This is a genomic window from Micromonospora sp. CA-248089 (assembly GCF_050948515.1).
Taxonomy (GTDB): domain Bacteria; phylum Actinomycetota; class Actinomycetes; order Mycobacteriales; family Micromonosporaceae; genus Micromonospora.
Window position 1 is genome coordinate 1,069,347 of the sequence record NZ_CP192016.1, and the last position, 11,793, is coordinate 1,081,139.

Sequence of the window (11,793 nt, forward strand, 5' to 3'; positions counted from 1 at the left end):
GTCAGGCCGTGGGCTCGCCCTCGTCGTCGTCCTCCGGGCGCGGGTCGAGCGTGCGTCCGAAGACGATGAGCGTGGTCAGCGCGCCGACGAAGAGCACCCAGATCCCGTTGTCCACCCGCGAGGTGCCGAGCGCGGTCTGCGCCACCTCGTCGGCCTCGCTGAGCGCGGCGGCCAGGTCGAGCAGCCCGCGCCCGCCGATCCGGATGATCACCTCGGTGAGCAGCAGGAGCAGGCCCGCGCCCGCTCCGGCCACCAGGTACGCCGGCCAGCGCAGCGGCGACGCCACGCCGTCGCGGCGCTCCGCCCGGCGCCGGGACCAGGTGAGATAGAGGTACGCGGCCAGGCCGGCGAGGAGTCCGGCGAGCAACGATTCGGTACGCGAGACCCACTTCGCCGCGTCGAGCACGGACTGCTGGGTCTCCCCGGCGCCGAACAGGTCGGAGAGCGGATCGCGGGCGCGGCTGAACAGCACCACGAAGATCTGCGCGGTGAGGGTCGCGAGGGTGATCGCCCCGATTACCCGGGCCTGGCGCGCGCCGGCCATCGCCCCGCCGATGATCGCGGCTGCCGCAGCGGTGCCGGCGATGGTGTTCGTGGTGGCGTTGTCCGCGTACGTCAGGTTGATCGCCACCGCGGTGACGAGCCCGACCAGGAGGCCGGTGCCGACGGCGGCCAGGAAGCGGAGCGTGGCGCGGCCCAGCCGGTTGGTCGCGAGCAGGGCGACGGTGGCGCCGGTGACGAGCGCCGCGGTGATGACGCCGGGCAGCGCGTACGCGGAGAGACTGATCGCGGTGACGCCGGCAGCCGTGGAGTGGATCGCCTCGCGGGTGGACCAGAGCATGGCGGCGAGCCAGCCGATCGAGACCAGGGCGAGCGCGACGGCACCGGGTGCGAACTCCGGGCGCCCGGTCGAGGCGGCCTCGTCCGTGGTCGCCTCGCCGGCCGACGGCTCGCCGGCCTCGGGCTCGTCCGTCTCCGCGGCCGCGGAGCTGCCGGGCTGGTTGCTCATCGTCTCCCCTTCGACGGTCGCCGGATCGCCCCGCGCCGGGCCGGGCAGGTCACCGGTCATCCAGCGTACGCGGCGTGCCGCCGCTGCTCGGGCGGGCGGGGCTCGGGTCGCCCTCGGACGACGCGCGCCGAAGGATCAACGACGTGTTGTCGCGTACTCCGATGTTTCGTCGGTTGTGGGTGGGCTGCGGCCGAAGGTCCGGAGACGGCCGGGCTGTCCGGTGTATCGGGCAGGCGCTTCCCGCGGGGCCGCCTCGTGACAGAATCGGGCCAGGTCCCGCCGCCGCCCCACCCCGCGGTGTCCGGCGTCCGGCCACCCGGCCGGCGCCCGCGGGTCCGGTTTCGCCGTCGCCGTCGAGATCGCCAGGAGCCTGAGATGGACGCCGTGTTCTCCGTACCCGAGCCGCTCAACGAGCCGGTGCATAACTACGAGCCCGGCAGCGCCGACCGGGAACGGCTCCAGCGGCGGCTGGCTGAACTGGCCGCCGAGCGGATCGAGCTGCCGATGACGATCGCCGGCGAGCGGCGAATGGCCGGCGGCGCGTCGATCGACGTGGTGCAGCCGCACAAGCACGCGCACGTCCTCGGCGTCACCGGGCACGCCACCCACGACGATGCCCGCGCCGCCGTGCAGGCCGCCAAGGACGCCGCCCCGATGTGGCGCGCGCTGCCGTTCGAGGAGCGGGCCGCGATCTTCCTGCGCGCGGCCGACCTGCTGGCCGGCCCCTGGCGGGACACGCTCAACGCGGCCACCATGCTCGGTCAGTCCAAGACCGCCGTCCAGGCCGAGATCGACTCGGCGTGCGAGCTGATCGACTTCCTCCGCTTCAACGTGCACTTCGCCCGGCGGCTCCTGGCCGAGCAGCCGCTGTCCTCGCCCGGGGTCTGGAACCGCCTCGACCACCGGCCGCTGGAGGGCTTCGTCTACGCGATCACCCCGTTCAACTTCACCGCGATCGCCGGCAACCTGCCGTCCGCGCCGGCCATGCTCGGCAACACAGTGGTCTGGAAGCCGTCCCCGACGCAGCAGTTCGCGGCGCACTTCACCATGCGCCTGTTCGAGGCCGCCGGCCTGCCGCCCGGCGTGATCAACATGGTCACCGGGCGCGGCGAGGAGGTCTCCGAGGTGGTCCTCGCCGACCCGGATCTCGCCGGCATCCACTTCACCGGCTCGACGAAGGTGTTCCAGCACCTGTGGAAGACCGTCGGCGACAACATCGCCCGCTACCGGGGCTACCCCCGGCTGGTCGGCGAGACCGGCGGCAAGGACTTCGTGGTGGCGCACACCAGCGCCGACGTGGACGCGCTGCACACCGCGCTGATCCGGGGCGCCTACGAGTACCAGGGGCAGAAGTGCTCGGCCGCCTCGCGGGCGTACGTCCCGCGCTCGATCTGGGAGGGTGGGCTGCGCGACCGGCTCGCCGCCACCGCCGACTCGCTGACCTACGGCGACGTGACCGACTTCAGCAACTTCGGCGGCGCGGTGATCGACGACAAGGCGTTCGGCCGGCACACCGCCGCGCTGGAGCTGATCAAGGGTGACGACTCCTGCCGCATCCTGGCCGGGGGCACCGCCGACGACTCGGTCGGCTGGTTCGTCCGGCCGACGCTGTTCGAGTGCTCCGACGCCGCGCACGAGACGTTCACCACCGAGTACTTCGGGCCGATCCTCGGCGTGCACGTCTTCGACGACGCCCGCTTCGACGAGGTGGTGGCCCAGGCCGAGTCGATCGCGCCGTACGCGCTGACCGGGTCGATCTTCGCGACCGATCGCCGGGTGGTCGACCAGGTGGCGGAGAAGATGCGGTACGCGGCGGGCAACTTCTACATCAACGACAAGCCGACCGGCGCGGTGGTCGGGCAGCAGCCGTTCGGCGGCGCCCGGGCCAGCGGCACCAACGACAAGGCGGGTTCCTGGCACAACCTGGTCCGCTGGATGTCGCCGCGGACGATCAAGGAGACGTTCGTTCCGCCGACCGATCACGGCTACCCGCACATGGGCTGAGGCACTCGCCGGAGGGCCCGTCCCGGCCGGGGCGGGCCCTCTTCCTCATCCGACAGTGCACATCGGACCCGTCATCGGGTGCCGAAATGAGCAAATCCTGGACGCCAGAGCCGACAAAGTGGCAGCTTAGAGGGCATGGCGGAATCCGGAGTCAACCCGACGGCAGCAGCTCTGCTCGGTCTGCTGCACGACGGCCCGATGACTGGCGGCCAGTTGATGGCCGCCGCTGAGCGCCGGCTGGCGCCGTACTGGTCGATGACCCGCAGTCAGGTCTACCGGGAGCTGCCGGTCCTGGCCGAGAAGGGTCTGGTGCGTCTCGGCAAGCCCGGGCCGCGGATGAGCCAGCCGTACGCGCTGACGGCGGCCGGGAAACGGACATTCTCCCGCTGGCTGGCGGAGAATCCCGGCAAGGACACCATCCGTAACCCGATAGCGCTACGGATCGCGTTCGGCAACCTGCACTCGTCGAGCCAGCTCAAGAACCTGTACGCCTCGGCGAACGAGTACCATACCGAGGCCCTGGCGGCGGTGCGGGAGCAGGTCAAGAACGCCAAGAAGGAAGGCGACAGCTACGACGCCAGCGCGCTGGAGTTCGCCGTCGCCTACCACAAGGCGGCACTGTCCTGGCTGAAGACCGCGCCAGTCGGCTGACCACCTGCAACGGCCGGGCCAGGATAGGCAGTAGTCTTGTCTGTCGTGACCGCTGCCGATTACGCCGAACAGCTCAAGGAACTCGACGCCACGCTGCGCAACATCGAGGCTGTGCTCGACCTCGACAAGCTGCGCGAGCAGAAGGCCCGGCTGGAGCAGGAGGCCTCCGCGCCCGACCTCTGGGACGACCAGGCCAAGGCGCAGCAGGTGACGTCGCAGCTGTCGTACGTCAACGGCGAGATCACCAAGCTCGGTGACCTGCGCTCCCGGCTCGACGACGCCGGGGTGTTGCTGGAGCTGGCCCAGGCCGAGGACGACCCGGGCGTGCTGACCGAGGTCGAGTCGGAGATCGCCGGGCTGACAAAGGCCATCCAGGAGATGGAGGTCCGCACGCTGCTCTCCGGCGAGTACGACTCGCGGGAGGCGCTCGTCGCGATCCGGGCCGGCGCCGGTGGCGTGGACGCCGCCGACTTCGCCGAGATGCTGCTGCGGATGTACCTGCGCTGGGCCGAGCGGCACGGCTACCCGACCGAGGTCTACGAGACCTCGTACGCCGAGGAGGCGGGCCTGAAGTCGGCCACCTTCACGGTGAAGGTGCCCTACGCCTACGGCACGCTGAGCGTGGAGTCCGGCACGCACCGGCTGGTGCGGATCAGCCCGTTCGACAACCAGGGCCGCCGGCAGACCAGCTTCGCCGGGGTCGAGGTGCTGCCGGTCACCGAGCAGACCGACCACATCGACATCCCGGAGAACGAGGTCCGGGTGGACGTCTACCGGTCCTCCGGGCCGGGTGGGCAGAGCGTCAACACCACCGACTCGGCGGTGCGGCTGACCCACATCCCCACCGGCATCGTGGTGACCTGCCAGAACGAGAAGTCCCAGCTGCAGAACAAGGCCTCCGCGATGCGGGTGCTCCAGGCCCGGCTGCTGGAGCGCAAGCGGCAGGAGGAGGAGGAGAAGCTGGCCGGCCTGAAGACCGGCAGCACCAGCTCCTGGGGCGACCAGATGCGCTCGTACGTCCTGCACCCGTATCAGATGGTGAAGGATCTGCGTACCGAACAGGAGACGGGCAATCCGTCCTCGGTCTTCGACGGTGACCTGGACAGCTTCATCGAGGCGGGAATCCGCTGGCGGAAGCAGCAGCAGCTCAGCGCTGACAGTGCGTGATCACGATTGGACGCAGCGCGTCATCGATCTCGGTCTGACCGGGTAAATCGATGACGCGCACCGCTTCTGCGGGGCGTGGGGCTTGGCTCTGCGGTTACACCGCGTAGACTACCGACCCGTGATTCAGCTTGAGCAAGTGACGAAGACGTACCCGAAGGCGTCCCGGCCTTCGCTCGACAACGTGTCCGTCTCGATCGAGAAGGGCGAGTTCGTCTTCTTCATCGGTCCATCCGGCTCCGGCAAGTCCACCATCATCAAGTTGCTGCTGCACGAGGTCACGCCCAACAAGGGCCGGGTCGTCGTCAACGGCAAGGACGTCACGTCGATGCGTTCCTGGAAGCGACCCCACTTCCGGCGTTCCATCGGCTGCGTCTTCCAGGACTTCCGGTTGCTGCCGAACCGCACCGCGTACGAGAACGTGGCGTTCGCGCTGGAGGTGATCGGTAAGACGAAGGCGGTCGCCCGCCGGGTCGTGCCGGAGGTGCTGGAGCTGGTCGGTCTCGGCGGCAAGGAGCACCGCTACCCGCACGAGCTGTCCGGTGGTGAGCAGCAGCGTGTCGCGGTGGCCCGGGCGTTCGTCAACCGGCCGCTGATCCTGCTGGCCGACGAGCCGACCGGAAACCTGGACCCGGACACCTCGATCGAGATCATGCGCCTGCTGGACCGGATCAACCGCACCGGCACGACCGTCGTGATGGTCACGCACGACTCCAACATCGTGAACCAGATGCGGCGCCGGGTCATCGAGATCGAGAGCGGCCGCATCGTGCGCGACCAGGCCCGGGGCGTCTACGGCTGAGCCGGACGACGTTCCGTAGACCCTGACGACGAAACCTCACGCCGGAGAGCCGGAGGATATCCCGATGCGGATGAAGTACGTCCTGTCCGAAGTACTGGTCGGGCTGTGGCGCAACGTCACCATGACCATCGCCATGATCATCACAATGGCGGTGTCGCTGTTCATGCTGGGCGGCAGCGGCCTTCTCTACCAGAAGGTCGGCGACATGAAAGACCTCTACTACGAGAACGTCGAGGTCTCGATCTTCCTGAAGACCGATGCCACCAAGGAACAGGTCGACGCGCTGGGTCAGCAGCTCGGCCAGGACCCGCTGGTCAAGGACTCGACGTACGTCAACAAGGAGCAGGCGTACGAGCGCTTCCAGCAGATGTACGCCGACGCCCCGGACCTGGTCAGTGCCGTCAAGCCGGACCAGCTTCCCGAGTCGTACCGGGTGAAGCTGAACGACCCGGAGCAGTACAAGGCGATCTACGACAAGTACAAGGCCACCGAGGGCATCGACACGATCGTCGACCAGAGCAAGCTGCTCGACAAGGTCTTCGGCGTGCTGAGCGGCTTCCAGAACGGAGCGCTCGCGATCGCCACCGTGATGGCCATCGCCGCCCTGCTGCTCGTCGCGAACACCATCCAGGTCGCCGCCTACAGCAAGCGGCGTGAGGTGGCGGTCATGAAGCTCGTCGGCGCGTCGAACTGGTTCATCCAGGCGCCGTTCGTGCTGGAGGCGGTGGTGGCCGGTCTGTTCGGCTCCATCCTCGGCCTGCTCGCGTTGATCGGAGTGAAGGTGGTGGCGGCCGGCAGCTCGATGGCCGCCCTGGAGGGCCTGATCACCCCGATCTCCTGGTCCGAGATCTTCCTGACCTTCCCGCTGATGGCCGCCGTCGGTGGCGTGGTCAGCGCGGTCACCGCCTGGGTCACGCTCCGCTTCTACCTGCGGGTCTAGTCACCTCGTACGGCTCACCGAGGGCCCTTCCGCGCCGGAATAAACGGCGCGGGAGGGCCCTTGTGGTTCCGGTAGCATGATCTCCGCTCGCCGGCCGGTGGCCGGCGAGTCGATCAGGAAGGGGGTGGCGCCGATGCCACGGGAAAAGGGTCGCAAGGTGGTCGCCTCCAACAAGAAGGCACGCCACGACTACGCCATCCTCGACACGTACGAGGCGGGCATGGCGCTCACCGGCACCGAGGTCAAGTCGCTGCGGGCCGGGCGGGCGTCGCTCGTGGACGCGTTCGCCCAGGAGCGCGACGGCGAGATCTACCTGCACGCCATGCACATCCCGGAGTACGCGCAGGGCACCTGGACCAACCACGAGCCCCGGCGCACCCGCAAGCTGCTGCTCAACCGGATCGAGATCGACCGGCTGCTGGGCAAGCTCAAGGAGAGCGGCCTGACGCTGGTGCCGTTGCAGGTCTACTTCTCCGACGGCTGGGCGAAGGTGGAGATCGGCCTGGCCCGGGGTAAGAAGTCGTACGACAAGCGCCAGGACCTGGCGAAGCGGGACGCCGCCAAGGAGATCGCCCGGGCGGTGGGCCGGCGCGGCAAGGGCATGGCTGAGTGATTCGTCCGGTTCGTCCGGTAGTCCGCGTCGGGTGGGCCTCGGGATGAAACCGGTTGCGCCAGGCGTTAGGCTTGGTGTGCTGCCGACAGGGGCAGCGCTACGAGGGGGTGACTGGTTTCGACTTCGTACGCAGCGACAGGGGAAGCGAGCCGAGGAAGCCGACGTCGTCTCGAGAATCGGTCGTCGGAAACCAATAAGCGCCAAGAACAATCGCGCTGACTTCGCTCTCGCCGCCTGAGGCGAGTAGCAAGTCTGTCGGCCTGGGAGCGCCTTCGACCCAGTTAGCCGGCATCAGCTAGAAGGCTGGCCAATCGGACCCGGTCGCGGGGTCCGTGCGGCGAGATCAATCAGCGACTGGGCCCGTCACACCAACTTGCTCGCGTGAGCGGTGGGGCCGAGTAGAGGCATAGCGAGCTGCGCTCGGAGAAGCCCTGACAAACCGGCGAAGGACCCGGGTTCGATTCCCGGCACCTCCACCACACAGACTGTGCGCCCCGTCCACCCGGACCGGGGCGCACAGTCGTCTGAGGCTCCTGGGCCCTCTGTGGCCGCTGGGGCCAGAGGGACAGATGAGGCGGCGCCGACCGCTGGACAGCGCCGGAAACCGGGTCCACCATCGCCATACGGGTTCGCACCCAGCAGCGGGAGGTGTCCCATGGTCACCAGTCCGATCCAGCAGCCGACCGCCGTACTCCCGAGCGCCTCCGGTGACCTGCGCGCCCTCGGGCGGGCGCTGGCCATAGCCGGGCCGCGTTGGCGGGAGCGACTTCTCACCGATCTGGACCCCGTCCGGCGGGGGTTCACCGAGCACGTCCGCGTCACCGAGGGAGCCGGCGGCCACTACGCCGACCTGGTGCGCGCCGCGCCACGCCTGGACCGGGGCGTACGCCTGCTCGTCGGCGAGAACGCCGCGATCGGCGCGGCGCTCGCCGCGCTCCAGCACGCCGTACGCCTGCCCGGGGTGTCCGCTGCGGAGGTGCGGGCCCGCACCCGCGACCTGTTGCGCGCGCTGGACCGGCACCGGCGGCACGGCGCGGACCTGCTCTGGGAGGCGTACCAGGCCGACCTCGGGGGCGAGGACTGAGCGCGGAACCGTCCGGGACCGGCACGCGTCCAAGCGGTATGCGTCGTGTGCTCGCCCTGCTCGGGATCCCGTTGCTGGCCCTCTCCGCCTGCGCCACGCCCGGCGCCGATCCGGGGGTGGCTCCGCCTGCCGGCCCGGACCAGCGGCCCGCGTTCACCGAACGGGCCGAGGCAGTCGCAGCGGGCTGGCGGCCCGTGCCGGGCTGGCGCGACGGGTACGTGCCGCTTCAGGAGCCGACGGTGCTCACCGGCGACCCGGGCGCCAGCGACGAGGCGAAGACGGCGTTCAGCGCCGGCTGGTACCGGGACCAGATCCCGATCCCGGCCGCCGTACCGAAGGACGGCACGATCCGGTTCCCCGACGGCACACTGCGGGTGCCGCTGGTGAGCGCCGCCGACGCGTACGCCCAGCTCCGCCAGGGCGACCCACCGCCGTGCGACGGGCGCCCGGCGGCGCCGGACCCGGCTCCGACCGGGCGGCCCGGCCCGAACGACCCGGTGTCGACGTCGGCGCCGACGCCGTGCGTCGCGCTCACCGTGACCGGGGTACGGCTGGGCACCGCGCCGGTGTGGACCAGCCGGGGTCGCGCCGAGGTGCCCGCCTGGCTGTTCACAGTGGACGAGCTGGCCGTACCCGTGGCGCGGGTCGCTGTCGCGCCGCGCGTGACCGGCCGGGTTCCCGGCGGCGCGGTGCCCGGCACGCCGCTCCCGGCGGGCCTGGTGTCCGCGCAGCAGCTGCGGGCGGTCGAGGGCAACCGCATCGACTACCTGCTCGGCGTCGGCGCCTGCGACGGCCCGCCCACCCCGCTCGTGCTGGAACGGCCGGACGTGGTGGTGATCGGCGGCGCCGTGGTTTCGCCCACCGGCCCGTGCACCATGCAGCTGGTGATGAAGCCGGTGAGCGTCACGCTCGCCGCGCCGGTGGGCGGGCGCGTGGTGCTCGACGCCGGCAGCGGCGCCCCGCTGATCGTCCAGCCCGGCTGAGGCTCACAGGATCCGTGGCACGTCGGTGCTGATCGGCACCGGCAGCACCGTCGGCCGGTCCGCGGTGAGCGCCGCCTCCAGTGCCGCGCCGAGCCCGTCGAGCGTGGTCACCTCACCGGCGCAGCCGTAGCCGTGCGCCACCGCCGTGACGTCCAACCCGGGCAGGTCCAGCGCCGGCACACCAGGGGTGTGCTTCAGCTCGGCGAACGCCTTCAGGATCGCGTACTGCTGATTCACCGGGACCACGACGGCGAGCGGCAGCCGCAGCCGCGCCGCCGTCCACAACGCCTGCACCGAGTAGTGGAACGAACCGTCGCCCACCACCGCGACGACCGGGCGGCCACGCCCGGTGTCGCGTTCGGCGAGCGCCAGGCCGACCGCCGCCGGCAGGCCGAAACCGAGGCCGCCGCTGGCCATCGTCAGGTACGAGCGCGGCCTGTCGATCGGCAGCCGGCGGCGCAGCGCGGCCAGGTTGGACGGCGACTCCTGCACCAGCACCCCGTCCGCCGGCCACGCCGCGGCGAGCGCGGCGAACAACGCGTCGGCGCTCGGCGGGTCGGCCGGCTCCGGCGGGGCCGGCTGCGGGCGCGGTGACGGCGCGGCGCGGTCGGTCGGCGGCAGCAGCTCGCACAGCGCGGCCATGGTCAGCCCGGCGTCGCCGAGCAGGCTGTCCCCGACCGGGGCGCGGGCCGCCTCGTCCGGGTCGTCGGTGACGTGCAGCAGCCGCGCGTCGCCGGGCAGGTAGTCGCCCGGCACGTGCGGGTAGTACCGGAACACCGGCGCGCCCACCACCAGCACCACGTCGTGGCCGCGCAACGCCTCCGACAAGGGCCCGATCGCGTACGGCAGCACGCCCCGGAAGTGCGGATGCCGTTCGGGGAACACGGCCCGCTCCGGCGCCGGGGCGGCCCAGACCGGGGCGGCCAGGTGTTCGGCCAGCGCCACCGCCTCCGGCCAGGCGTCCGACCGGTCCACCGCCGCGCCGAGCACCAGCGCCGGGGCGCGGGCGGCGGCCAGCGCCTCGGCGAAGCCGCGCAGCCGGTCCGGGTCGGGCGCGATCCGGGTGGCGACGGTACGCACCTGCGGCGGCGGATCGGCCGGGCGGTCCCAGTCGTCCATCGGCAGGGAGAGGAACACCGGCCCGGCCGGGGGTTGCACCGCCGAGGCGTACGCCCGCATGAAGGCCGCCGGGATGTCCTGCGCGCGGGCCGGTTCGTGGGCCCACTTGACGTACGGCTGGGCCAGCTCGACCGCCCGCGGGCTGGCCAGGCGCGGCTCGATCAGCAGCATCTCGCGGGTCTGCTGGCCGGCGCTGACGATCAGCGGGGTCCGGTTGTGCCAGGCGGTGACCAGGTTGCCCATGCCGTTGCCGGTGCCCGGAGCGGTGTGCAGGTTGACGTGCGCGGGCCGGCCGGTGCCCTGGGCGTAGCCGTCGGCCATCGCGACCGCCGACGCCTCCTGGAGCGCGTGCACGTAGTGGAAGTCGGCCGGGAACTCCTGCAGGAACGGCTCCTCGGTCGAGCCGGGGTTGCCGAAGACAGTGGTCAGGCCGAGTGCGCGCAGCAGGTCGTAGGTCGCCTCCCGCACCGTCGCCATCGCCGGCTGCCTCCGTTCCACGCGCGGATGCCGGAGACGGCCCGGTGCCCTGTCCCCCGACCAGCCGAATCTATCGGGCCGAAGCCGGCTTTTCGGGCGCTTCCCGCGCTCAGGGCAGCGGGAACGGCAGCTTGATCCCGTCCAGCGCGTTCCCGCACTCGCACTCCCGCTCGGCCGGCAGCGCCGCGACGGCGTCCAGCAGCAGCCCGCGCAGCCGGTCGGTGTTCTCCGCGAAGACCCGGAACACCTCCTCGTGGGTGACCGACTCGCCCGCCTCGACGCCCGCGTCCAGGTCCGTCACCAGCGCAATGGACGTGTAGCAGAGGGCCAGCTCGCGGGCGAGCACCGCCTCCGGGTGGCCGGTCATGTTGACGATCGTGCCGCCCATCGAGGCGAACCAGCGCGACTCCGCTCGGGTCGAGAAGCGCGGACCCTCGACCACGACCACCGTCCCGCCGTCCACCGCCGGTACGCCCCGCCCGGCCGCCGTGTCCAGCAGCGTGCGCCGCCCGGCCGGGCAGTACGGATCGGCGAACGAGACGTGCACCGCACCCCTGTCGTAGTACGTCTGCGTGCGCCCGCTGGTGCGGTCGATCAACTGATCCGGCACCACGAACGTCCCCGGACCCAGCTCCGGCCGCAGGCCGCCCACCGCGCAGGGTGCCAGCACCTGGCGTACGCCCAGCGACCGCAGCGCCCACAGGTTCGCCCGGTACGGGATCAGGTGCGGCGGGTAGCGGTGATCGCGCCCGTGGCGGGGCAGGAACGCCACCCGCCGACCGCCCACCTCGGCGACGGTGATCGGGCCCGACGGCTCGCCGTACGGGGTGTCCACCACGTGCTCCACCCCGTCGAGCAGGGCGTAGAGACCCGACCCGCCGATCACCGCCAGTTCGGCCTGCGCCGCCATCCGGCCCTCCCTCGATCCGTCGCGATCACCCGCCGTC

11 protein-coding genes and 1 other RNA gene are annotated in these 11,793 nt (G+C 71.4%); 9 read left to right on the forward strand and 3 right to left on the reverse strand.

The annotated features are described in order from the left end of the window. Position 1 precedes the first annotated feature (1 nt). Entirely contained in the window at positions 2-1,009 is a 1,008-nt protein-coding gene (locus ACQP26_RS05285) for a hypothetical protein (RefSeq protein ID WP_433496091.1), read from the reverse strand. Between the two features lie 375 nt (positions 1,010-1,384). Between ACQP26_RS05285 and pruA the strand changes: the two genes are divergently transcribed. From pruA to ACQP26_RS05330, 9 genes are all read left to right on the forward strand, one after another. Beyond that, positions 1,385-3,013 carry an L-glutamate gamma-semialdehyde dehydrogenase gene (gene pruA / locus ACQP26_RS05290; RefSeq protein WP_433495095.1) on the forward strand — a complete coding sequence of 543 codons (1,629 nt, stop codon included), beginning with the start codon at positions 1,385-1,387 and terminating at the stop codon, positions 3,011-3,013. Between the two features lie 135 nt (positions 3,014-3,148). Beyond that, on the forward strand, positions 3,149-3,664 hold the full coding sequence (locus tag ACQP26_RS05295) for a PadR family transcriptional regulator (protein WP_216932198.1): 516 nt from the start codon (positions 3,149-3,151) through the stop codon (positions 3,662-3,664). A gap of 45 nt (positions 3,665-3,709) precedes the next feature. Beyond that, positions 3,710-4,831, forward strand: coding sequence for a peptide chain release factor 2 (prfB, locus tag ACQP26_RS05300; RefSeq protein ID WP_128137586.1), 1,122 nt, complete (start codon positions 3,710-3,712; stop codon positions 4,829-4,831). 118 nt (positions 4,832-4,949) lie between these two features. After that, a complete protein-coding gene (gene ftsE, locus ACQP26_RS05305; protein ID WP_013284225.1) occupies positions 4,950-5,630 on the forward strand; it encodes a cell division ATP-binding protein FtsE in 681 nt (226 codons plus the stop codon). 64 nt (positions 5,631-5,694) lie between these two features. Then, on the forward strand, positions 5,695-6,570 hold the full coding sequence (ftsX, locus tag ACQP26_RS05310) for a permease-like cell division protein FtsX (protein WP_091418746.1): 876 nt from the start codon (positions 5,695-5,697) through the stop codon (positions 6,568-6,570). A 133-nt stretch (positions 6,571-6,703) separates the two neighbouring features. After that, positions 6,704-7,183: an SsrA-binding protein SmpB gene (gene smpB / locus ACQP26_RS05315; RefSeq protein ID WP_030501421.1), complete on the forward strand. Its 480-nt coding sequence runs from the start codon at positions 6,704-6,706 to the stop codon at positions 7,181-7,183. A 103-nt stretch (positions 7,184-7,286) separates the two neighbouring features. Then, positions 7,287-7,662, forward strand: a transfer-messenger RNA (tmRNA) gene (ssrA, locus tag ACQP26_RS05320). Between the two features lie 176 nt (positions 7,663-7,838). After that, positions 7,839-8,267, forward strand: a complete 429-nt coding sequence (locus ACQP26_RS05325; RefSeq protein WP_433495096.1) for a hypothetical protein — start codon at positions 7,839-7,841, stop codon at positions 8,265-8,267. A 38-nt stretch (positions 8,268-8,305) separates the two neighbouring features. Beyond that, a complete protein-coding gene (locus tag ACQP26_RS05330) occupies positions 8,306-9,250 on the forward strand; it encodes a hypothetical protein (protein WP_433495097.1) in 945 nt (314 codons plus the stop codon). 3 nt (positions 9,251-9,253) lie between these two features. Here the strand turns inward: ACQP26_RS05330 and mdlC are convergent, their stop codons facing one another. Further along, positions 9,254-10,846 (reverse strand): benzoylformate decarboxylase, encoded by a 1,593-nt coding sequence (mdlC, locus tag ACQP26_RS05335; protein WP_433495098.1) that lies wholly within the window; start codon positions 10,844-10,846, stop codon positions 9,254-9,256. A 109-nt stretch (positions 10,847-10,955) separates the two neighbouring features. After that, positions 10,956-11,756 carry an S-methyl-5'-thioadenosine phosphorylase gene (locus tag ACQP26_RS05340; RefSeq protein WP_269701983.1) on the reverse strand — a complete coding sequence of 267 codons (801 nt, stop codon included), beginning with the start codon at positions 11,754-11,756 and terminating at the stop codon, positions 10,956-10,958. Positions 11,757-11,793: the final 37 nt, after the last annotated feature.